Annotated in this window: 20 protein-coding genes; 10 read left to right on the forward strand and 10 right to left on the reverse strand. The window is 63.9% G+C overall.

The features are described 5' to 3' along the window. Window position 1: 1 nt before the first annotated feature. From JF543_RS05200 to JF543_RS05220, 5 genes are read left to right on the forward strand one after another with little or no spacing between them, the layout of a single operon-like run. Window positions 2-622, forward strand: coding sequence for a sugar transferase (locus tag JF543_RS05200; RefSeq protein WP_347401100.1), 621 nt, complete (start codon window positions 2-4; stop codon window positions 620-622). Further along, on the forward strand, window positions 619-1,281 hold the full coding sequence (locus tag JF543_RS05205) for a NeuD/PglB/VioB family sugar acetyltransferase (protein ID WP_206822970.1): 663 nt from the start codon (window positions 619-621) through the stop codon (window positions 1,279-1,281). The genes JF543_RS05200 and JF543_RS05205 overlap by 4 nt, the downstream gene beginning before the upstream one ends. Next, entirely contained in the window at window positions 1,278-2,543 is a 1,266-nt protein-coding gene (locus JF543_RS05210; protein WP_206822972.1) for a glycosyltransferase family 4 protein, read from the forward strand. The genes JF543_RS05205 and JF543_RS05210 overlap by 4 nt, the downstream gene beginning before the upstream one ends. 38 nt (window positions 2,544-2,581) lie before the next feature. After that, on the forward strand, window positions 2,582-3,658 hold the full coding sequence (locus tag JF543_RS14605; protein ID WP_206822973.1) for a glycosyltransferase: 1,077 nt from the start codon (window positions 2,582-2,584) through the stop codon (window positions 3,656-3,658). A 14-nt stretch (window positions 3,659-3,672) separates the two neighbouring features. Continuing rightward, window positions 3,673-4,956: a lipopolysaccharide biosynthesis protein gene (locus tag JF543_RS05220; protein WP_242519573.1), complete on the forward strand. Its 1,284-nt coding sequence runs from the start codon at window positions 3,673-3,675 to the stop codon at window positions 4,954-4,956. Window positions 4,957-5,492: 536 nt separating this feature from the next. Here the strand turns inward: JF543_RS05220 and JF543_RS14610 are convergent. The 4 genes from JF543_RS14610 to JF543_RS05240 all read right to left on the reverse strand — a co-directional run bounded on the left by JF543_RS14610 (window position 5,493) and on the right by JF543_RS05240 (window position 10,499). Next, window positions 5,493-6,674 (reverse strand): O-antigen ligase family protein, encoded by a 1,182-nt coding sequence (locus tag JF543_RS14610; RefSeq protein WP_206822977.1) that lies wholly within the window; start codon window positions 6,672-6,674, stop codon window positions 5,493-5,495. Window positions 6,675-6,876: 202 nt separating this feature from the next. Beyond that, window positions 6,877-9,006 carry a cell wall-binding repeat-containing protein gene (locus JF543_RS05230; RefSeq protein ID WP_206822981.1) on the reverse strand — a complete coding sequence of 710 codons (2,130 nt, stop codon included), beginning with the start codon at window positions 9,004-9,006 and terminating at the stop codon, window positions 6,877-6,879. Window positions 9,007-9,153: 147 nt separating this feature from the next. After that, on the reverse strand, window positions 9,154-9,825 hold the full coding sequence (locus JF543_RS05235) for a low molecular weight phosphatase family protein (RefSeq protein WP_347401101.1): 672 nt from the start codon (window positions 9,823-9,825) through the stop codon (window positions 9,154-9,156). Window positions 9,826-9,845: 20 nt separating this feature from the next. Then, window positions 9,846-10,499: a response regulator gene (locus JF543_RS05240; RefSeq protein WP_206822984.1), complete on the reverse strand. Its 654-nt coding sequence runs from the start codon at window positions 10,497-10,499 to the stop codon at window positions 9,846-9,848. A 240-nt stretch (window positions 10,500-10,739) separates the two neighbouring features. On the opposite strand from JF543_RS05240, the gene JF543_RS05245 reads away from it, so the two are divergent. Continuing rightward, window positions 10,740-11,882, forward strand: coding sequence for a sensor histidine kinase (locus JF543_RS05245; protein WP_242519399.1), 1,143 nt, complete (start codon window positions 10,740-10,742; stop codon window positions 11,880-11,882). 184 nt (window positions 11,883-12,066) lie between these two features. Here JF543_RS05245 and JF543_RS05250 read toward each other — a convergent pair whose 3' ends face one another. Then, window positions 12,067-13,071, reverse strand: a complete 1,005-nt coding sequence (locus tag JF543_RS05250; RefSeq protein ID WP_206820925.1) for an LCP family protein — start codon at window positions 13,069-13,071, stop codon at window positions 12,067-12,069. Between the two features lie 4 nt (window positions 13,072-13,075). After that, window positions 13,076-14,014 carry a Ppx/GppA phosphatase family protein gene (locus tag JF543_RS05255; RefSeq protein ID WP_179411611.1) on the reverse strand — a complete coding sequence of 313 codons (939 nt, stop codon included), beginning with the start codon at window positions 14,012-14,014 and terminating at the stop codon, window positions 13,076-13,078. A 43-nt stretch (window positions 14,015-14,057) separates the two neighbouring features. Between JF543_RS05255 and coaA the strand changes: the two genes are divergently transcribed. The 4 genes from coaA (at window position 14,058) to JF543_RS05275 (ending at window position 18,261) form a co-directional block, all read left to right on the forward strand. Continuing rightward, window positions 14,058-15,011: a type I pantothenate kinase gene (coaA, locus tag JF543_RS05260; protein ID WP_179411610.1), complete on the forward strand. Its 954-nt coding sequence runs from the start codon at window positions 14,058-14,060 to the stop codon at window positions 15,009-15,011. A gap of 142 nt (window positions 15,012-15,153) precedes the next feature. Continuing rightward, window positions 15,154-15,705 (forward strand): hypothetical protein, encoded by a 552-nt coding sequence (locus JF543_RS05265; protein ID WP_179411609.1) that lies wholly within the window; start codon window positions 15,154-15,156, stop codon window positions 15,703-15,705. Between the two features lie 248 nt (window positions 15,706-15,953). Further along, the gene (locus JF543_RS05270; protein WP_206822986.1) at window positions 15,954-16,658 is read left to right on the forward strand and encodes a fructose 1,6-bisphosphatase; all 705 of its coding nucleotides are present in this window, start codon (window positions 15,954-15,956) and stop codon (window positions 16,656-16,658) included. Between the two features lie 109 nt (window positions 16,659-16,767). Beyond that, a complete protein-coding gene (locus tag JF543_RS05275; protein ID WP_179411607.1) occupies window positions 16,768-18,261 on the forward strand; it encodes a glycosyltransferase family 2 protein in 1,494 nt (497 codons plus the stop codon). Between the two features lie 8 nt (window positions 18,262-18,269). Here the strand turns inward: JF543_RS05275 and JF543_RS05280 are convergent, their stop codons facing one another. The 4 genes from JF543_RS05280 to JF543_RS05295 form a co-directional block, all read right to left on the reverse strand. Beyond that, the gene (locus JF543_RS05280; protein ID WP_206822988.1) at window positions 18,270-19,196 is read right to left on the reverse strand and encodes a response regulator transcription factor; all 927 of its coding nucleotides are present in this window, start codon (window positions 19,194-19,196) and stop codon (window positions 18,270-18,272) included. Between the two features lie 118 nt (window positions 19,197-19,314). After that, window positions 19,315-20,238: a glycoside hydrolase family 6 protein gene (locus tag JF543_RS05285; protein WP_242519400.1), complete on the reverse strand. Its 924-nt coding sequence runs from the start codon at window positions 20,236-20,238 to the stop codon at window positions 19,315-19,317. Between the two features lie 61 nt (window positions 20,239-20,299). Then, entirely contained in the window at window positions 20,300-21,421 is a 1,122-nt protein-coding gene (locus JF543_RS05290; RefSeq protein WP_179411604.1) for a hypothetical protein, read from the reverse strand. Then, on the reverse strand, window positions 21,418-22,968 hold the full coding sequence (locus JF543_RS05295; RefSeq protein ID WP_206822990.1) for a sensor histidine kinase: 1,551 nt from the start codon (window positions 22,966-22,968) through the stop codon (window positions 21,418-21,420). Before JF543_RS05295 ends, JF543_RS05290 begins: the two co-directional genes overlap by 4 nt. Between the last annotated feature and the right edge of the window lie 208 nt (window positions 22,969-23,176).

Consider the following 23,176-nt stretch of genomic DNA (forward strand, 5'->3'; position numbering starts at 1 on the left):
CGTGGCAGATCGTTCTCGCCCTTATGACGCGCTGAAGCGTGTCCTTGATGCTGTCAGTGCCACCGTGGCACTGATCGTGCTGTCGCCGATCATGCTGATTGTTGCGGCGCTTGTCGCCGCAAATCTCGGACGCCCAGTGTTGTTTTCGCAGGAGCGCCCTGGCAAAGACGAACGTATCTTCACGCTCCGCAAGTTTCGTTCAATGCGTGACCTGGACGAGGCAAAAGGCTTGGTGACTGATGAGCAACGTCTGACGCGCTTTGGTAAAGCGCTCCGGTCAACCAGCCTCGATGAGCTTCCCTCGCTGTGGAATGTGCTGCGCGGGGACATGAGCGTCGTCGGGCCCCGGCCGTTGCTCACGTCGTACCTGCCGCTATATAGCCCGGAACAAGCGAGGCGCCACGAGGTGCGTTCGGGTATCACCGGGCTCGCGCAAGCGAGTGGACGGAATGCCCTCACTTGGGAAGACAAGTTCGTGCTTGACGTGCGGTACGTCGACAGCCGAAGCTTCGCCCTTGACGCACGAATACTGTTCGACACTGTGAAGTCAGTTGTGTCGCGCGAGGGTGTCTCGGCCGAGGGGCAGGCCACGATGTCGAAGTTCGAGGGGAACGCGGGTTGACTGAGCAGGTAGTAGTCGTCGGGGCCGGGGGATTCGGCCGAGAGACCGTCGACGTTGTCGAGGCTGTGATCTCAGGGGGAGGCGGTATCGCGCTACTGGGTATCGTGGACGCCAATCCACGTGAGGCCGACCTTCAGCAGTTGTCGGCACGAGGTATTGCCTACCTTGGAACCGAGGAACAGTGGCTTCCTTATGCACCAACTGGCAGCCGCTTTATTGTGGCGATCGGTAATCCTCGCGTACGCGGGGCGGTGGCAGATCGCCTGCTTGAAGCCGGGCTACACCCCATCACAGTCATTCATCCGCAGGCTGTTATCGGTTCGCAGGCAACGATCGGTGCAGGAGTTGTAATCTGTGCAGGGGTTCAAGTTTCCACCAACGTCACACTGGGCGATCATGTGCATCTGAACCCCGCGTGCATCATCGGCCACGACGCAGAGCTTGAAAACTGCGTGTCAGTCAACCCCGGGGCGATAGTCTCAGGCAACGTGCGGGTGCGGGAGAACACACTGCTGGGCGCGGGGTCGATGGTGTTGCAAGGCTTGACGATCGCGGCTGGCACGACAGTGGGCGCTGGTGCTTGTGTCACGAAGGATACGCGGTTCGGGTGGACAGTCGCGGGCGTTCCAGCCAGGCCGATGCGCGGGAGAGACGTATGAGCGCCAAGCAGTGTATCTGGATCATCAATCATTACGCCGCACTCGAGTCCAAGGACGGGTGGGCAGGGCGCCACCAAGCGCTCGCATCCCACCTTGCGCGTCAAGCGTGGGAACCGATTCTGTATCTCGCAAGCACTGGTCACCCTGTGGGACGGCAGCACCTTCGGGGCATGACTATGCGCGTTTCTGCTGAAGAGGACGGAGTGCGGCATCTAATGCTCCGCACGCCAGGGTACGAGGGGAACGGGCTCGGTCGAATGCTGAACATGGCTGTCTTCGGCCTCCAACTGCTTCTGCCATGGAACAGGCGCGGCATTACCGCGCCATCCTTGGTGATCGGTAGTACCGTCCACCCTTTGGCAGCGTGGTCGGCGTACCGACTCGCTCGAACGTACAAGGTGCCCTTTGTCTTCGAGATCCGCGACGTCTGGCCAGATGCGCTGGTACATCTTGGCCAGCTTGATGAGGACTCGCTCCCGGCTCGCGCCATGCGCAGACTCATGAGCTATCTGATTAGGAAAGCCGATATGGTGCTGTCCCCATTGCCCGGTGTTGCTGACTATGTGTCGGCACTAGGTGTGCAGGGCAAGCCTTTCCTCTGGGTATCCAACGGTGCTGAGGCGGCGGATCTGCCAGCACCACGGGACCGAGAGGACCGGGATGAGTTTGTATTCATGTATCTTGGCTCGTTTGGCAATGCCATGGCCGTCGAACATCTCGTTTCAGCTTTCGAGCGTGTCTGCGAAGCACGACCCGATCTACGTCTTACCTTCCGCCTGATCGGCGATGGGCCGAAGAAAAGTGAGTTTGAGCGACAGTCCGCTGCGAGCAGCGTTGCAGATCGCATTCACTTCGAGCCGCGCATCGCGCGGAAGGACGTTGTCTCCCGGGCGGGCGAAGCAGACTGCCTTGTGCACTCGTTGCACGACCACCGAGTATACGACTTTGGGATCAGCCCGAACAAGCTCTTTGACTACCTCCTCGCCTCGCGCCCAATCGTTTTCGCCACGAACGCGCAACATAACCCGATCTCCGACTCTGGGGCCGGACGAGTGGTTCCGGCAGAGAACGTGGAGGCAATTTCGGACGCCATGCTCGCGATTGTGTCGATGTCACAGGAGGAGCGTGTCGCACTTGGGCGGAAGGGCCGCACACACCTGCTCGAGCACTACACATACGCTGCTCTGGCGGACAAGCTCTCGGAAGGTCTAAGTGCACTCACGGGGGAAGCGATCGATAACTCCAACAAGGTACAGCAGTGACTCAGCATCATCGGCCCCGCGTAGTCCATGTTAGCTCCGTGCACCCCTGGACAGATAACAGAATTCACTATCGCGAATGTGCGAGCCTTGTGGGTGCTGGTTTCGACGTCACACTAGTCGCGGTCGAGAGCGTTGTGGATGGATTGCGTGATCAGGTAGAGGTAATCGAGATCCCGCGCCTTCCGCGCGTGAAGCGTTTGCTGCTGTCTTCGCCGCGAGCGATATGGATTGCGCTCAGGACAGGCGCAGACATCTTTCACCTGCACGACCCAGAACTCGTCTGGGCTGTCCCATTACTAAGGGCTCTGCGTAAGAAGGTTATCTATGATGCGCACGAAGACCTTCCGGTTCAGGTCGTGAGTAAACCGTACGTGAACGCGCTCGCACGCCCATTCATCGTCGCGGCGGCGCATGTCGTGATCGCGACGGCATGCCTTAGCTCACATATTGTCGTCGCGACCGACGTGATCGCTAAGCGATTCCCGAGTCGAAAGACCAGCCTCGTGCGCAACTATCCGCCCCTTCGGGTCGAGGAATCTGTGGCCCCAGAGGTGACTGACCGAATGAAGGCTGTCGTTTATGTCGGGGGAATAAGCAGTGGGCGCGGTGCCGAGGTTATGGTCGCCGCGGCGACTGAACCAACCTTTCCGGAAGGCTGGCGTCTCACCCTCGCTGGTGCGATCCCTGCCCAACTTCAGGCCGAGCTCGAAGTACATCAAGGGGCTGAACACACAGACTTTCTTGGGCAGATCCCGCCCCTGGAGGCACGGGATCTGCTTCTCAATGCGCGGGTCGGGCTCGTTGTGCTTCAAGATACCCCGGCATATCGCGATTCGCTCCCGACCAAGATGTTCGAGTACTTCGCCGCAGGCGTGCCGGTAGTGGCCTCCGATTTTCCGCTTTGGCGAGATATCGTCACGCAACACGAGTGCGGGATACTGGTCGATCCTTCATCGCCAGCCAAGATCGCCGAGGCCATTCGACGCTACGCGGATGATCCCCAACTGCTGGCTTGTCACTCGCGGAACGCCCGTCGGCTTGCCATTGAGCAGTTGAACTGGGCGAGCGAGGCTCAGGTGCTGCGCGACACTTACAGTAGGATCGCCCAGCTGTGACAGCCGTGTCAGCGATGGCGCGTAGGCTGCGTGCCCCGGTTGCCCGCATTCTCATAGGAAGTGCGATCGGACAAGGCGCGGTATTCGGGGTCTCGCCACTTCTGACCCGCATCTACTCACCGGAGGACTTCGGAGCCCTCGCTCTAATCACGGCGGTCTGTGCGGTGCTCGGAGCAATCATCACCCTCGGCTGGGAGCGTGCCGTAGTGCTGCCTCCGGACGGGGCGACGGCGCGGGCATTGGTGCGACTCGGCTGGATCAGCCTGCTCGGCGTCGGCAGCGCGCTCGCAGCGATCGCATACATCGGCCGATCGCTATTCTCTGAGATCCTTGGTTCTCGAGTGTTTGAGGACTACTGGTGGCTTGCGCCGGTGACTGTGGCGGCTATTGGTGCGTATGCCCTCGTCTCATCGACCATGGTCCGTGCCCAGAACTACACGGCTCTTGCGTTTCGCAATGCTACTCAGGGTCTGAGCCAGGCCGCGACGAGTGTCGTGTTGGGGCTCGCCGGAATCGTGCCTCTTGGCCTTCTCGTGAGCGTTGCTGTCGGGCGCATCGCGGGACTGGTCGGGCTCGGGGTTGGTGGGCGTCGTCGCGCCACGAACAAGGCCGATGGCACGCGAGCTCGGCTCTGGCCGGTCCTTCGACGCTACCGCCGGTTCCCACTGGTGAACACCTGGTCCCGAGCTGTAAACTCGGTCGGGCTTCAGCTCCCAACGATCTTACTTATCGCGCTATACGGCTCACTCGAGGCTGGGCTGTTCGCCCTGACGGTGCGAGTGATAGCAGCCCCTATCACGATCATTGTCGATGCTGGAAGTCAGTACTTCGAAGGCTCATTCTCCAGCCGATTGCGCGGTGGTGAGGGGACTTTGACCCGCAGTGTGCTGCGACTCGTGCGGCAGCACCTGCTCATTGGGATCCTGCCGACGCTGGCGGTCGCCGTGCTGGGCCCAGCACTCTATGGCTTCATTTTCGGCGCGAACTGGGCGGAGGCGGGGGGCTACGCGCAGATCATCGTCGCAGCCTATCTAGCCCAGTTCGTTGTGGTGCCCGTCTCCCGCGCGCTGGTGCTACTCGAATATCAGACCACGCAGCTCGTTTGGGACATCACACGTGCGGTGCTCACCTCGGGAGCAGTCGTCGTGTGCGCAATCTCGGGGCTGGAAATGGTTTGGTGCGTCGTGGCGCTTACTCTCACATATCTGGCGACTTACGGTGTGCTTCTGGCATTGATCCTTCGAGCGACGCGGAAGTACGATCAAACGATCGAAGCTCGCACGCTTGGAGCCACCTGATGGTTGTGGCGCCACTACGGGACGGGAGCCGGAATCATACGTTCGTGCGCTGATCCTGCCCGTGGAGGCTTCACGCTTGTAGTTGCCATACACAGGGTGTGCGCTTCGTGATCGGGTAGCCGCAGCGCGGTTGAGCTGGCTCGGCGCGTCTCTCGCTCATCGAGCCGAGATCCCATTGACTTCCGACAAACCGTCAAGTGAGCGCTCGAACCTCTGGGTGCCATCGGGTATTGAACTTCAGGACGCCTCGGATACTGAGGTTGAGTACGAGTGCATGTCGCTGGTGACCTTCGCCCGGTCGGAGTAGTGCTCACCAGCATGGCTCAACTGGTCGTGGCGGTGTGTTCGCGCATGTTGACGTCGCCGGTCTCGCATCATCTGGTGTTGTTAGCGATGCGGTCCGTCATCGCGTCGGCGTGGGCTCGGCCGCCGAGGTGCCCGTGCCAGTCCTTCTTCGCGTACTGAGCGCAATACACGGTGGAGGTGGAGTCGTAGCGGCGTTTGGGTAGCTCGAGGTCGTCAACGATTCAATTTAGTCAACGTAGTTGTTGGCCGGCGAGGCGAGTCCGTGCGCCCATCGTTCTCGCGACCTGGTGAGCTTCGTTAAATGACCATGCAGCGAACAGGGTCACGACCATCATCCGGGAGCCATTCACGTCCGACGACACCATGGCATTGAAGATACTGAACATTAGGAGCGCGAAGAACGCAGTTTCGGATACGTCAGTTGCGCGGCGTGCGGCCGCGGCGACTGCCGCCACGATCACGATGATCGTCACCGCAGCTGGGATTACGCCTAGTTCGTAGCCAATCTCGAGCAGGAGATTATGCGGGTAGAGGTTGGCGCCGCCGAGTGGAGCGAATGACCCCCATCCCTGCCCCAACGGATGCTGTATCAACCCTTGCCACGCCGATTCCCAGAGCAGGGTACGAGCGCCCGATGAAGTGTCAGATTCGCCGTTCAGAAAGCTGAGTATGCGGTTGAAACCCGCGTTGCCCTCGCTGGCGACAACTAGTACAGTGACTGCGCCGAGTGCACCGACGCCTACTAGCGTTCGCACCCGTCGCCTCCCGAACATCGGTGCCATCGAGACGGCGATGACGAGCGACAGTGCCGCCGCGATAGCCGGACCTCTACTGCCGGTCATCACTGCGACGGCCACAAGCACGACCGCAAAGCCGACAGCGAATAGTCGACGGGAGCGCCCGCGGCTTCGGTCCATAGCCGCGAAGGAAAGCGCGATGGCTCCGGCCATGGCAAGGCGCGCCGTTCCAATCGTGTCGGTTCCCTCGGCAGATACTCGGCCGTACAGCTCGACTGCGCTCCCGCCGAGGCTCGCATCGAGTGCAGCGACGCATCCCGCCACGATCACCGCTTGCAGGAATGACTGCCGTTGCAGCTGTGTTCGAAGCAGGAAGAACGGTGCGATCGCAAGCACGAGGGTGACGGTGAAGAGCGTCGTAACCTTCGACTGGCCGTAGAGTGTTGGTGCATAGGTCGCCAGGGTTGGTAGCAGTGCCGTCCAGATCAGCACTGGAATGACGATCTTTCGGGAGGGCCGGCCGAGCTCGAACGCGGAGACGGCGCAAAGGACGCAGACGAGCGCCGCGCTCAGCAACGTAAGGTCGATCGGTAGCCAAGCTAGCGCCGGATGCTGCTTGAATTGTCCAGCCGTGACGAGCAATACAAGCGAAAAGCCACCAAGTCGTTGTGCCACCGCCGTAGCATACCCGCTCTTGCGAGCAACCAGATCCGGGGACTGCTGCAGTCCCCTCCAATCCACACACCGAAGAAGGGTGCGTCTTGCCTCTGTCGGGATCGTGCGCCAGCAGGGGGCGCTGTCTTCTGGAGTCGCGCGGCCGCGTACGTAGTCGCTGGCGGGGGCCAGCCCTGGTCGTTCGACCCCTACACCTGCGCAATCAGCGCTGTGACTTGCGGTAACCTGCAGCGACCGCCGCCGATTCGGTGCGGAAGCACTCCTCGGGGTTGGTGCGGGCGTAGTACTGGCCCCCAGGCACGTGGTAGATCATCGAATCTGCGTTGCCTTTGATCGGGGCCCACGACGGGCAGTTCCACGTGCCCGAGATCGGAACTGTGCGCGACGGGTATCCAACCGCCGCGGTCGACGCCGACGTCATCGTGCGCGTCGTGTAGCCGCTGTTCAACCCGGTCACCCGCACCGACAGACGTTTGCCGGCCATGCCCGCTGTCACCGACAGGGTCGAGCCTGTCGCACCCGAGATGGCGGCTCCGTTCGCCAGCCATTGGTAACGGAACGTAGTGCCGGACGTCCACGCGCCCGGCGACGCAGTCAGCCGCGATGTCACCGTTGCCGAGCCCGAGATACGCGGGGCCGACGCGCTCAGGCATCCGGTGTTGCCGAGCGCCGTGTTGCTCACGACAGCCGTGCCGCCCAGCGCCACAGTGCTGCGCGCAGAGAGTGTCTTGAGCGAGCGATGAGACGCTTCGGGAACGCACGCAGCTGTCGTCACGTACACCGGGCTCTTCAGACGCCCCGCCAGCGCAGCGCCGGCAAGTGCGTCGGGAAAGTTCTGCCCTGTGGCCAGGAATGCCGCAGGTGCAGTGCCAGCCGAGAAGAACGCGTTATTGATGTTCGCCGCCGTCGCGTAGCGATCAGCGCCGCCGATGCGGCTCGTGCTGTATCGCTGGCGTAGCTGCGACTCGATGCTCGACGACACGGCGCCCGTGCCGCCGACGATCGTCACCGACTTCACGCCCAGCCCCGCCAGCATGTTGAGAGTGGCGGCCGGCACAGACCTGCTCACGCCGTCGACGAGAACAACCGGCGCGGCGTTCGCCCCAGCAGCACCGGTCGCAGCCAGCGCGTCAGGGAAGGTGCGACCGGTCGCGATGAACGCGTGTGACGACGACGGGAACACGCTTTTGACGATCTTCTGACCGGTCTCGTAGCGTGACGCCCCTCCCAGCCGCTGAACGGGCGCAATAGCGCTCAGCGATCTGCGGATGCTCTCGCTCACGACCGCCGAACCACCGGCGATGTAGATCTTCTTCGGCTTCAACCGCTTGATCTCGTCTCGCACCTTGAGCGGCATGCTCGAAGCAGGCGTCAGCAGCAGGGGACCGTTGAGATAGGCCGCCGCAGCTGCCGCCGACAGCGCATCGGGGAAGTTCATCGCGGTCGCGACGAACACCGCCTCTACACCGGGTGCGTACTTCTTCGACACGGCGATCGCGGTGTCGAAGCGATCGGCGCCGGCAAGCCGCGACGTGCCCGCGGGGAACGTGATGGGCTCAGGCGCTGGCGTCGGCTCAGGCGTCGGCGTGGGCGTTGCCGTCGGCTCGACGGTCGGTGTCGGTGTCGGTGTTGGCTCTGGGCTGGTGGACGCGAGCATCACCTGAGGCAGGTCCACGATGGTTTCGCCGCACGAGCCGCTCAACGTGGTCTGCAGGGCCGCGAGTTCGGCCGAATCTACCGTCAGCGACCAGCGGTACTTCATCAGCGCCCATGACGTGACGTACTCGCACGCGTACGCTCCATTGGTCGGCATCCACCGCGCGGGGTCCTTGTCGGACTTCGACTGGTTCGACAAGGTCGACGCGGCTGTGAGCGCGTACCCCACACCCAGATCGTTCGCAAAGTCTTCGCGTTGCTGGTCTGACCACGCCCACGCACCCGAACGCCAAGCCTCAGCCAGAGCGACCACATGGTCGATCTCGATCTCAGCCGGTGAGTACGCCGTCAACCCGTCGTAGGGTGAGACCCACGTTCCACCCGTCAACGTGCACCGCTCGCTGATCGTCACCGGGGTGGTGCTCTCGTCGATCAGCACCTCGTAGCGAGTGTTGCAGCCGTCACCATCGGCATCGATCCAATGCTCGAACGCCGCTCGGTCATACGAGTGCGTGGTGTCGGGTGCCTGCACTGACAACAGACCCGGGAGCGCAGTCGCCGTCGTCTGTGCGCCCTGCGCGGTGCCAGTGGGGGTCGCGAGGGCGGGCTGGGCACCCAGAAGCGAAACGATCAGTGCGGCGGTGGTCGACACCGCGATGATGGCGCGTTTGGGCACGGTTTTCAGACCTTCCGAGTTCGGGTAGACACGGGAGGACGGCCCGTTGAGCATCAATGTAGCGGATGATCCGGGTCTCAACGGACTCTGTCGGCGTGGGTGCGTCGCGGCGCTCCAGATCGGTGCGCGTCTCCCAATCGGAGGCCGTCAGCCCAGCGCCACCCGCACGACGCGCTCGACCTCTGCAACAGCCGGAACCAGCTGCGATGCCGAGAGGTCATAGGTGTTCTGTGAGCGGCGGTAGGGGTCGATCACATCGTCCTCATCCGGCTGCGCAGGCACCATGCCGCGCTGGCCGCCGACCAGACGAGCCAGGGCCTGCAGGCGCGCGCCAGCATCCGATCCTGCCGCGGCCACACCGCCACGTACGTCGTCGTCGGTGAGCGTCGCCGCCAGGCGCGCGAACTCGCGCACCGTGAACGTACGATGCAGCACCGCCGGCGCCATCTGCACGATGTGCGACCGGTGCTCGCGCGCCATCGCCAGAATCAGATCGCTCTCATTCAGCAGAGCCTCAGTCAACAGGCGCGCACGATGGGCCGACGAATCAGTGGCATCCGCCCCATGCGTCACCGCAAGCTGCTGCGCCTGCTCGGTCATCTCATGATCGACCAATGCATGCGTGCCCCCACTGTGCACTCGCACCCCAGCGTCACTCAGTGACGCGCGCAACAGCACCTCGCCCATCGGCGAGCGACAGATGTTCCCCGTGCAGACAGTGAGAATCGTCGCGGGCGCGGCGTCGTCAAGAGCTTCGCGCATACGGCGAAGGTCAGCGCGCCGCAGAGGAGGTCGCGCAGAACGGGCGGCGTTGGTCATGGACACAGGCTACCCAGCACTCACCGGAAGTCGATAAGGCCGGCGCGCGCAGCCACTACCAGGATCTGCACGCGGTCGCGCACATGCCACTTCGCCATGATGCGCCCCAGGTGTGCCTTGACCGTCCCCTCAGACACGATCAGCGAGTGCGCCATCTCGGCGTTCGACATACCCTGCGACAGCCGTTGCAGAACCTCGGTCTCGCGCTCGGTCAACTTCTCAAGCGCGCCCGCGTCGCTCGCGGGCGCCGTGCTGCGCACATGCTGCACCAGCAGCTCGGCGATGCGCGGCGACAGCGAACTGGCGCCGCTGTGCACCTCGCGCACACCAGCGAGGATGCTCTCGGCGCTGGAGTCTTTGAGCATGTATCCGGATGCCCCCGCGCTCAGCATCGGTAGCACCGTGTCGCTGCCATCGAGCGTGGTCACCGCGAGAATGCGCACATCGGGCCAGCGCTTCGCGATCGCGGCCGTCGCCTCGATGCCGTTCATCTCGGGCATCTGAACGTCCATCATCACCACGTCGGGCAGATCCCGTTCAAGGAAGGCGATCGCGTCACGTCCGTTGTCGGCCTGACCGATGACCTCGACCTCAGGATCGCGCGATACGAAGTGCGATAGGGCAGAGCGAACCAGCGGGTCATCGTCGACGATGAGGACTCTGATCTCGGGCATGGCTCGAGCCTAATGGGGCCGCCAGAAGGTCCGAAGAGATGTAGACGTTTGGGCAACCAAGTATGGCCACGAGGCAGATGTGCTCTCTCGGCCCAACCGAGAGGATCAATACGTACCTAGCCAAATGTTCACTTGTGGAGGTGAATTCCATGTCCTTCTGGGAGCAGCTTGCACGTCTGTTTGGCGCTATCCGCTGAGTCTATCCGCCAAGGCTGCAAAGCCTTGGGCGATACTGGGGCGATGCCCCTTCGCCTGTCGCCGCGCGATGATCAAGGTCGCCTGCGATTGAACCGCGGCGAGCGTCTGACCACCGTCGAGCGCATCGTCATGCTCGTCTTTCTGGGCGTTCTGATGGCGTTCGATATCTTCAACGCGATCTTCACCCCTGGAGTCGGCATTGCTGGCCCGGTGTTGAGCGTCACCGCTACAGCGGTGTTCATCCTCTATCTCTGGTGGCCAGCCACGGCCACGGCTGTCCTTGGCCTGGTTTTCGTCCTCTCCGTCGGCGCGGGCAAAGAGGGGGCCGTGCTGTTCGCGGCCGCAATTGCCGCGGGAATGGTGCTACGCCTCGGTGCCACGGCGCTCGTGCTGTCATACGCGGGTGGTTTCCTCATCGCCACAGGCGTGGTCGCCTTCGTCGGTGATGGGCAATCGGTGAACATCGGCATCTACCTGGTCGTGGCCGCCGTCGCGGGCGCGATCGGCTTCGCACTACGACTCGCATCTGCCCGCGGTGAGAGTCTGGAACAGCAGCTGGCGGCACGCGCCGAACAAGAACGACAGGCCGTGCTCGCCGAACGTCGGTGGATCGCCGGTGAACTGCACGACAGTATCGCCCACCACCTCACCATCGTCTCGCTGCACGTGCAGATGCTCGACGACCCGAGCGCTCTCAAGGGGTCACAGGACGCGATCCGCATCGCCACCCGCAAAGCGATGGCCGACCTGCGCTTCGTGATCGACCTCGCGGACGACGGGCCGCGTTCCACCGTCGCGCACACCGGAGACCTAGCCACGGCGATCACCGAGGCCGCCACTGAGATCGAAGCTGCGGGCTACCGGGTGATCACCGAGGGGAACACCAACGACGAGCGCATTCCGCGTATCGCCGAGATCGTGCTCGCGCGCATCGTCCGTGAGTCGACCACGAACATCCTCAAGTACGCAGGTCACGGTGACGTGGTCATCCGTGTCGAGACGGATGATGACACCGTCGCACTGACCATGCTCAGCCCGCTCGCCGACACGCCCCGCCGCGACGTGCCCTCAAGTGGAACCGGACTCAATCGCATGGCCGAACGCGTGATCGGTGCCAGCGGAGACTTTGCCACCGGCCCCGAAGGCGACCAGTGGCGGGTCGCCGCACGCCTTCCCGTCACTTGAACCCGCGAGCTGTCCATGTAGACGAAAGTCCACCGCAGTCTCGCCGTTCGGACGTACCGTCGGCGATGACGGGCGCAATATCCTGGCATCTCCCCAGTAACGGCGTCCCCAGCGCCACGATCGCGGGCGCACACCCCAGGGCTTCGAATCTATTGCGCCCGCGATCAACTGTTAACGCGCAGGGTCAGCCCGCCGCCGCGAACTCGGGAACGGTGTCGTTCTTCAACGCCTCCGACAGGGCCGCGAGCCCCTCCCAGTCCGGTCGCACGATCGACTGATCGCCGACCATGCCGGTGCCCAGCGTCGGCGACGTCATGAAGATGATGTCGCCCTGATCGATACCGCGCAGGCTGAACCCGAGTGAGCCGATCGTGGCCACATCGAGCCCGGAATCGACCGTCAAATACGGTGACATCGCATCTACCGACGCGGCGATACGACCCGGGTCGGTCAACGTCTCGCGACTGAGCATCTTGTCGAGCACACCCTTGATGAACGACTGCTGGTTGCGCACGCGCTGGTAGTCGCCGTCTGTGAACGGGTAGCGGGCACGCACGAACGCCAGGGCCTTGTCGCCGCGCACGTCGACCACGCCCTGCTCGTAGGTGAAGCCTTCGGACGTGAACGGGATCGAGTTGTTCACGGACACCCCGTCGAGCGCCTCGGTCAGTCCCTTGAACCCTTCGAAGTCCGTGATCGCCACATGATCGATCGGTACATCGATGATGCTCTCGAGCGTTTCGACCAACAGGGGCACGCCACCCAGCGACAGTGCGGCATTGAGCTTGCGCTCGCCGTGCCCGGGGATTTCGACCCAGTTGTCGCGCATGAACGAGATCACCTGCGCCCCCGACCTGTCGGCGGGGATGTGCACGAGCAGGATCGAGTCTGCGCGTTGACCGCGGATGCCCTCGAGATCGCCCTCCAGGCCGCTGCGCGAATCCGACCCGAGCATCAGGATGTTCACCGCTTCGGGATTGGATGCTGTCGGCCGCACCGTCGGGAAGACTTCTGCCGCCGGCAGCTTCTCGGCCTTCTCGAACGACGTGTTCAGATTCCAGAGATAGACGCCCGCGGTCGCGGCGCCGGCCAGCAGTGCGCCGACCAGCACGAACACGATCACCCACGGCCAGCGACGCCGACGACGCGGCGTTGCGTCGAGGGCGAAATCGGAATCAGTCGAAGTCATGCCCTCAGTATGGACGGTCGAGGTGCATTGATTCTGTGTAACGCAACAGCACACCCTCGCGCAGCGCCCACGGAGACACCTCCAGCTCGTCGATGCTCAGCATCTTCATAGCGGTGTGCAGGCACACCGCCGCCGCGACGATCTGAAAAGTGCGGTCGGGCGTGATGCCCGGAAGCTCCTGGCGAGCGGATGCCGGAAGCCGGGCCAACCGTGGAATCCACGACTTCAGCGCCGAGCGCGACATCACCGTGCGATCGAACCCCAGACCCGACACCTCGCGCCCCGCGAGGTTCGCCAATGACCGGATCGCCTTGGATGAACCGACCAGGTGATCTGGAGCATCCAGCGTTCTCAACTTCGCCACCACCGGAGCCAACACAGTGCGTGCATGCGCACGCAGCTGCTCGACAGCATCCTCACCCGGGGGATCCTGCGGCATGAACTCCACCGTCATGCGTCCTGCCCCCAGCGGAACCGACTCGGCCACCTCAGGCACCTCGTCGCCGCCGGCGGCGAACTCGAACGACCCACCGCCGATGTCGAGCAGCAGAATGCGCCCGGCATCCCAGCCGAACCAGCGCCGCACAGCCAGGAACGTCAGCTCGGCCTCTTGGACGCCGGTGAGCACCTGCAGCGGTTGGCCGAGGGCATCCTCGATGCGCGCGATCACGTCCTCGCCGTTGCGCGCCTCACGCACCGCGCTCGTCGCCGTCGCCAGCAGCGTCTCGACGCGCTCCTGCTCGGCAACCTGCCGGGCACGACGCACCGCCGCCACCAGCGCCTGCACGCCCTCTTCGCTGATCGACCCATCGGGAGTCAGAAACCGCATCAGACGCACGACACTGCGATCGCTCGTCGTCGCCTGCGGACGGCCCCCTGGGCGGGCATCCGCCGCCAGCAGGTGCACAGTGTTCGAACCGATGTCGAGAATTCCCAAACGCACGGAAAGAGACTACTCGCCGGGCGCTCGCGCGTCCGCCGTTACGATGGAGCGCGTGACCGCCGCAGACCCGACCCTGCCCCTGTCTCCGTACCGCGAGATAGACAGAGCTGACTGGGCGCGCCTGGCCGCAGGGCTCACCCAGCCGCTCAGCGAGACCGAGATCGTCGAATTGCGCGGAATCGGTGACCGCCTCGACCTCACCGAGGTGCGCGAGGTATACCTGCCGCTCAGTCGACTGCTCAGTCTCTACGCCAGCTCGACCCGTGCACTAGGCGCAGCAACCAGCGCCTTCCTGCAAGAAGAGGACACCACCACGCCGTTCGTCGTCGGCGTCGCTGGATCGGTCGCCGTCGGCAAATCGACCATCGCCCGCCTGCTGCGTGAACTGATGAGCCGCTGGCCCGGCACCCCCCGCGTCGAACTCGTCACCACCGATGGATTCCTGTACCCGAACGCCGAGCTCGAACGCCGCGGAATCATGGACCGCAAGGGCTTCCCCGAGGCCTACGACCGACGTGCACTGCTGCAGTTCCTCACCGAGGTCAAGAGCGGCGCCCCCGAGGTGCGCGCACCCTTCTACTCGCACATGCGCTACGACATCGTGCCCGACGCACACGTCGTGCTGCGTCGCCCCGACGTCGTCATCGTCGAAGGTCTCAACGTGCTGCAACCGCCGCCCGCGCCGCACGATCCCGCCGTCAGTGATCTGTTCGACTTCTCGATCTTCGTCGACGCCGACACCGAACACATCGAGCGCTGGTACATCGACCGGTTCCTCGCGCTGCGCAAGGGGGCCTTCAGCAACCCCTCGTCGTACTTCAACGTGTTCGCGCACCTCACCGACGACGAAGCCGTCGCCACGGCATTGGGGTATTGGAACGAGATCAACATGCCCAACCTCGTCGAGAACGTCATGCCCACCAAACACCGCGCCACCCTCGTGCTGCGCAAGGGCGCCGACCACGCCGTCGAGAGCGTGCAACTGCGCAAGGTGTGAGGTTCGTATTCGACTTTCGTCGTAGACCGCACTAGCCGATAGTCTGGCCGCACGAGGGTATAGGCGACAGGAAGGGAAGCAGATGCCGGGTCGACTAGGCGTACGAGCCATCATCGCGACTTGCTGTCTCGCCGGCTTGACCATGTCGACGGCATGCGGACCGGCGCCGTGGGAAGAACCGGGCGCGAGCCCCAGCGGCACGCCCACGTCCACGGTTGCCGCCCCGGTCTCCAACGATCTATCGACGGGGAGTACTGCCCGCGAGCTCACTGCGGGTGCCGTCACCGCCTCGATCGAGTACTGGTCGACGCTTTCGATGGACAGATGGACAGCTGCCACCGTGAAGCCCCTCAGCCTGTCGTTGGAGACCACCGTGGCACCCGATGACGGTCAGAAGGTGTATCTGCAGCGGGCCACGATGATCGCCGTCCCGGGCACCAGCACCGGCGATCTCGCTCCGTTGGAGGCGCAAGTCGACGCTGCGACGGTTTCCCCGGGATACCTCGTGCTCAGCCCGTACAGCTACTCCCAGACGTTCAACGTAGGCCCGGTCGACGAAGTCGCCACTCACGTGACCCTGCAGATCACGTTCGACTTCCTGGTGCAGACCACGCCGACGTCGAAAGAGTATGCCAAGCAGACCGCCACTGACACGATCACGGTCGCGATCGTCGCCGACACCTCTGACGACTGACTCTCGTCACGACACACGCGCGAACCTCAAGATCAGCGCAAGATCGTCTTGAGGTTGTGCGATTTTGCGGCGACGCGGGTGCCGCTGCCAGACGCTGCGAAGTACCGTGACGGTACGCATCGGGCCTCCGATGCGGACCACCGGGGCATGGGGCCCGCATTGCGCGGGAGCAGCTAGGGGACCGGGGACCACTGGGGATCGGAGGCCCGAGCGTAAGCAAGCTGTTTGTTCCCAGGAATCGGTGATCAATGTCTGCGCCTCGCGCTCGCCCCCTCTACCGCCTCACCGCAACGGCGATCACGTTTGCGGCGGTGATCGCGCTCACCGGGTGCGCCCAAGCGCTCGACCTCTTCAACGACGGGCAGGCGGTGCAGTCGATCACACCACCGGCTCCGACCGATGCCACCACCGAACCGCCCCAGTTCGAGTCCGCATTCACCCGAGACGGATCAGTCTCGCTGTCCACCGAAGTCGCCGACGATCTCGAGGTGCGCCTGGACGTATGGGCGCACGCACCGAAGCGCACCATGCAGTGGCATCCGTCCGGCGAGAAGAGCTTCGGATTCGCCGTGAACGTTCACGATCACCGTGTCGATGAGAAGGCCATCCTTGCGCAGAAGCGTCGGGTCTACATTTCGCAGGTCTCCATCACCTCGCAGACTGCCCAGCGATCTGCCCAGACTTCGGCACCGTTCCAGTTCGACGCCGATCCGCGCGCGCTTGTGCCCACCGACACCCTGCGCTCCGATCGCGGTCTGCTGCTGAACAGTTTTCAAGGGGGCCTGCTCGTGCCGGAGACGGCGATCCACGAGCTGCCCGAAGACACGTATGGCATCTCGCTGCAGTTCACGCTGACCGTCTCGGTCGAGGGAGCCGCGAACGACGACGCATCGTTCAGCCAGCAGACGGTTCACCAGGTGCTACCGATCGCCATCCATTCCTCAGAGACTTGACCCATTCCTTCGGCAAGATTGCGCCGATCTAGCGAACTCGTATACCGATATACGGCAGGATCGATCGTGACGGGGCGACACCGAGCGCCCGCCGACGCAGGGAGAGAGCATGGCGACGCCGTACACGCACGGGGATGACCCGTACGACCTCGCCGACGAGCGCGAGTTCCCCCCGAGCCGTCAGGCCGGCGGGTACGAACTCACACCGGCCGTGGGATTCGCTGACGACTTTGCCGATGTCTTCGAACACACCTCGGTGCACCGTTCCACGATCGGATGCGTGATCCCCGCTTACAACGAGGAGGAGTCGATCGGCGATGTGCTGACCGCGCTGTTGGGGCAGACGAGGGTGCCCGACGTCATCCATGTCGTGGTGAACAACAGTACGGATGGCACCGTGCGCGTCGCATCGCAGTTCGCCGGCCCCCACGAGATCATTACTCCGCTGGGCGAGCAATTCACCGAGGTGTTCGTGCACGACATCGGTAAGAACCCCGACAAGAAAGTCGGTGCACTCAACTACGGCTATGCGCTTGTCGAGGGGTACGACTACCTGCTCGGTGTCGACGGCGACACCATCGGCGATGAGCGGGCGGTGGAGTATCTCGAGGCGGAAGCCGTGTCGGACTCGCGCATCGGTGGTATCTCGGCGATCTACTCCATCGACCCTGCGCCCATCACGGGGGTGATCCCCAAGTTCCTCATCACCGGGCAGCGCACCCAGTTCGCCGCCTTCAACCTGCAGAACCTGCTTCGCGGGCGCAACATGGCGGTGCTGGGTGGGCAGTTCTCGATCTTCTCGACCACGGCATTGCGCGCGGTGATGAAGGCCAATCATCAGCGCACGCCCTGGGTGCGAGACAGCGAAGTAGAGGACTCGCTGCTCTCGTTGCAGATCAAGAGCGCCGGATACCTGACCAAGATCAGCCCCTACTCGCGTGCGGATGTCGGCGGTATGACAACCCTGCGCTCGTACGACGCACAGCAGGTGAAGTGGACCTACGGAGCTATCGAGTTGATGTGGCCAGGGCAGCGAGGCGACACCAAGGGCCAGCCGTTCCACCCCAACCTGCGTCTGCGGTGGTTCGAGAACATTTCGATGCTCACCAACCTCTTCGTACGTATCGCGTTCGTCACGCTGCTGGCCGGGTCGCTGTCCATCAGTGCGTTCGTCTTCTCCGCGTGGTGGTTGATCCCCGTGGCAACCGCCGTCCTGCTCAACGTGCGTATCGCGATGACCATGAACGACCGCACCAGTCGGGACGTGCTTTTCGCGGCGTTAGTGATTCCTGCCGAGATCTTCATGTGGATCCGGCTCAGCCACTTCACCCGCTCCTGGGCGCGTTTTCTTTCCCGCAAGAAGGTTGACAACTGGGCGATGCAAGCCAAGGCCGAACGCGGCAGCGGTGCCGGTCACTGGACCCCGATGATATTGCTCGTCGTGGTGCTCGTGGGGATCGCCGTTGCGTGGAACTTGCTCGGACCGGTCACACAATCAGCCATCCTTTGGGTGGGATGGCCCATCGTCGGAGTGGTCACGGTTGTGCAGACCGTGCTCATGATCTTCAAGCTGATGCGGCGCTACCAGGGGTATCGGGTCTGAATGCGCGCTTACCGAGTCTCCGTCGAGTCGGCGGTCAAGCGGTACCCCACCCCGCGCACTGTCTCGACGTAGCGGGGCTGAACTGGGTTGTCGCCGATCTTGCGGCGCAGGTTCGTCATATGCGCCTCGATGGCCCGCTTGTCGGCATCACCGACGAAGTAGCTCGTCACGTACGATTCACCCCGCAGCACCAGAGTCAGATCCGCTTTGCTCCGCACACGCCGTTTCGACTCCATCAGCGCACACAGCAGATCGAACTCCGTGCGTGTGAGGTCAATCTCCGACTGGCCAACGCGCACGATACGTGTCTCCCTGTTCAGCCGGAGGTCTCGGTGCGCAACCCACGTTCCCTGGCCCACCTCGTCGTGCATCCCGTGCCGCTGAGGAGCCACCTGAGGTGGGTATGCCGATGCGATGCGATCGTCCCCGGATGCGTTCAGCGACGGCATCTCGTGCAGCGCCTCAGGCCCTGCGTTCGCCACGTGGGGTGGATGCGCAACGGGGAAGGAGGGCCCCGACTGCTCTTGCCGCGGCGCGACAGCATCCGTCCTGCCTCGGGGGCGACGCAACAGCGCATCGATCCGAGCCCGCAGCTCGCGTGGGCGGAACGGCTTGTTCAGGTACTCATCGGCGCCTGCAGTCAGGCCGAGGACCACATCGGCCTCGTCGCTGAGAGCCGTGAGCATGATGATGTACGTGTCGCTTTGGGCGCGGATGCGTCGAGCCGCCTCGAACCCGTCGATGCCCGGCATATTGACATCGAGCGTGGTGATGAGGGGTTGATACGTCAGCACCGCGCGCACGCCGTCGATGCCATTGCCAACCGAGACCGTCGAGAAGCCGGCGGCTTCAAGCACCTCAGCCAGCAGGTGGCGCACATCAGGATCGTCCTCGACGATCACGGCCGTCTTCGTCACAACATCCGCGTCGTACATCGCAGAGTTCTCTCTGTCTTGGGGAACCGGACGCTGGGGACATCCGGCGCATCGCGCAGTCGAGTGCGCCGCGTTGCCCGAAGCCTATCGGAATTCGGGGCGGTTCCCCGCGAACGCGTCAGCCATGATCGCCGAGGAGCGACACCGCGTGATCAGGCCACCACGCCCCGGCGGGTGGCCCGCCATGGCATGGTCCATCGCTCTCGCCAGGCGGCTTGATCCACAGGTTCATATCAACGACATCGTCGCCGTAGGTGCCGGAGGGTTCGCCCACCCGCTGCGACGGTGGATTGCACCAGTCGGCTCCCGCGGTGGCTGCACCATTGCGAGACGTGTCGATCACCGCATGGCTTCCGCCGAGTTCCTCGGAGACCGCGCGTGCGTAGAGGAACTCGTCGTGCGTCGAACGGTAGTTGGAGACGTTGGTAGCGAACCCCCGCACCTGATCGGTCACGCCGACGGCCTCGATCAGATCGGCCATCTGCTCAGCGGGAAGCCACCCGCTGTGCCCGCCGTCCAGGTAGATCCAGGTTGCCGGACCCGCCAACTGGGCCACGGCTCCCGCCAACTGCGGTACCCGCTCCTCGAGATTGCCACACTGCGGCGCCAGGGCCAGGCTGTCGGGCTCGAGCACGATGATCTTGCGGACATCGGGCGCGGCTTCTAGCGCATGCCCGATCTCCCGCGTCCACGTCATGTAGTCACTGGGCTGCAGACCTCCGGCGGAATGATGACCGCAGTCGCGTTCGGGCAGTCCATAGACGACCAGCGCCACTGCCACGTCCGCATCGCGCGCTTGAGAGGTCAAAGACGACACCGTGCGTCCCACCGTGCCGGGTGGGTCCTGTTCCGGGGTCAACCAGTAGGCGGTGGGCTGCGCGGCAAGGTACTGGGCGGCCTCGGCCTGTGTCTCCGTCAGCTCCCCGCTGAGGAAGGCTCGCTGCGCTTTCGACTGCTCGGGCGCAAGCACTGGCGTCCCGACAACGGGAGGGTGCGCGGTCACGGTGAACATCCAGCGCTGCGCCAGAACGACCACGAGCATCGCACCCACGATCAGGACCGCGCCTGCCGCACCGAGCAGAACTATGGGCAGTCGGCGGGGCCTAGCGTTCCTGCCCATGCACCCGCTCCCAGCGGTCGCCGCCCTGCGACGCGGCCAGCTCGGCGGCATCCGAGGCTCTTTGCAGAAGCAGGGTGAAATCGTAGTCGCCCGCCGTCGCAGGAACCCAGCCCACGCTCGCGGTCAACCGCAGCGGCACTGCCTGCCCGTCCTCCTCTGTCGAGACTCGCTCGAGCAGCTCTGCCAGCAGCGCCCGCACCGCGCCCTGCGGGCGGGGGAGCAGCACGACGAAACGCGTCGGGTTGACACGTTCGATGTCGGCATCGGCGGGGAACGACTCGTCGACATCACGCATCAATTTGCGCGTTACGGCGTTGAAAGCGGCCGTGCTCGAGGCTCGCCGCAGATCGTCGGGGTCATCGAGTCGAATATCGAGCACGGACCACCAGTCGTCGCCCCGTGAACGCGCGCGATCCAGACGTCCACGTGCGGTGCGCTCGAAGGTGTTGCGCGGTGAGATCGCGGTGTCGTCGGCCCGCACCGTCAGCAGCAACGTCGTGGTGAGGGCGCACACGATGTACACCGCCATCCCGATCGTGTTCAGCGTTCTGAGGAACTGTGTGCCGTCTGCGTTCCCCACCTCGCCGATTGCGACGAGAACGCCGTTGGCGATGAAAAGTGCCGCGAAGGCGATGAACAGCAGTGAGATACCGATCAACGGCAGTGCTTCATCGCGAAGACGCGGACCGAGTCTGACGAGTTCGACGAACGTCAGCGCCGCGAACACCGCCATCAGGGTGAAGGCGCCCCGGAAAGCCACACCGAACAGGTCGAAGGGGCTTGCCAGCAGCAACACCAACGGCACCGAGAAGAGAAAGGCGACTGCTACCCAGACGTATGGTCGCCTGCGGCGGTATGCGCGCAACCCCGACCAGAGCAGAGGCATCGGCGCGAGGACCAAGCCCGCACCGACCGCACGCGCGAGGCTGGACGACGACACCTCATACGTCAGCCAGACGTATGAGCCGACCATCGCCACGGCGAACGCGCCTGACCACAGTGCGGCCGCATGAGACGGGCGGGGCAGGAACCCGAGACCGATGTAGACGACCAGTGCCAGTGTGGCGAGTGCGATGACGGTCACCGTGGGCAGTGCTGTGATCATGCGGGAATCCGTTCGTGATCGGAGGGCACCGGTAGCAGAATGCGGATCTGCGTGCCTTGTCCGAGCTCGCTGTCGACCTCGAACCTACCGCCCTGGGAACGGACGATGTCTTGCGAGATGCTCAGGCCGAGGCCGGTGCCGGGAATGTCACGGTTGCGAGCGGGCTCGGCGCGGAAATCGCGCTCGAAGATCCGGGGAAGGTCGTCGGGAGCGATGCCGATGCCGTTGTCGCTGACCTGTAAGCCCACCTCTGATGCAGCGTGCACGCCGGCAACCGTGACTCGGCCTCCTCGTTGGGTGAACTTGATGGCGTTGCTGACCAGGTTGTCGACCGCCTGTCGCAATCGGAACACATCCCCGTGGATCGGCAGCGCCATCTCGAGGTCGCAGTCGATCGCGACACCGTTCGCCCGAGCGGCGGGTCTAAAACCCTCGACCGAAGCGCGCGCGAGTTCGGTCAGATCGGCCGCTTCGTCACTCTCTGGGGCCCCGGACAGCTGGTGTCCGCTTGATGGAGTCGACAGGGAACGCTGCAGGAGCTCCTGCATTCGAGTGCCGGCCTGCTCGACGACCTCGAGCTGGCGGCGCGCGGCGGGGTCCAGATCTACGCGCTCTAGAACAAGGTCGAGGTGCCCGAGCACCGCGGTCAGCGGGTTGCGCAATTCATGAGCGATCGAACGGCGCACGGCCTGCTCATTCGCGCCGGGATCCACGTGTTCGGTGATGTCTTCGGCCAGCAAGAGCAGGCCGTCTTCCGCGGAACCGTGCTCGATCACCTTTGTCGACGCGCGTAGCGCCCTCCACTGACCGTCCACTCCGAAGAGCCAGATGACTTCGCCCTCAAAAAGCTCGCCACGCCCGGCGCGGGCGATCGTTGTCTCTGAAGCCGGCGTCAGTAGTCCGCGGCGACTGCGATACTCCACGGCACGGGCAGGATGATGGTGCGCATCCGGTTCGAGCGCGTACAACGCCCGGAACGCCGTGTTGGCGATCTCGACGACGCCGTCCGCGCGGACCCGTGCGATCGCCACGTCGAGGGAGTCCATGATGCGCTGATGCCTGGCGCGCTGATCCTCTACCCGTCCGAGCGCTCGTGCCAACCGATCGGATTGTGTCCTGAGCAGACGGCGGCCGGAACGATTGCGCTCCGCCCCAACCGACATGATCACACTGACGAAGATGAGTGTGAGCATCAGGATCACCGTGTTGATCGTGCCCGGCACGGTTGCGCCCAGCACCGCGAGCACCGTCACCCGCAGCACAGCGATCAACGAGACCATGCCGATCAGGACACCGATCGAGAAGTACGAGGCGACCCAAGCGACCGGGAACACCCATAGGTATGCGGCTGCTGGCGTGTCACCCGTGACGATCAGGCCGATCAGAAGCGCATCCAGCACAGGAACGGCGAGGATCACACGCGAACTCAGACGGTGCCACGGCAGCGCGAGCACGACCATCGTCAGTGCCACGAACGACATCACTCCGGTCGTGAACCGCCAGTCGGTGAACCGGTCGGGGGTGAGAAGAGCGACCACGGCAGTCATCGCCACGACCGTGAGTGCCGTGATCAGCTGCCAGTGCCAGATGGATCGACAGCGATTATCGCCGAAGTATCGGGTCGACAACTCTGCTCTCGTCCCGGACACCATGCCTGAAGCCTATCCAGTGCGTGGTGTGGGCCGGTGCTTGTCGCCCACCATGTCTCCCGCTAGGGTCGAAACCGCGTGTGTACTCAATGGCTCGTGGGGAGCC

Source organism: Microbacterium esteraromaticum (assembly GCF_017303215.1).
GTDB classification, from domain to species: domain Bacteria; phylum Actinomycetota; class Actinomycetes; order Actinomycetales; family Microbacteriaceae; genus Microbacterium; species Microbacterium esteraromaticum_C.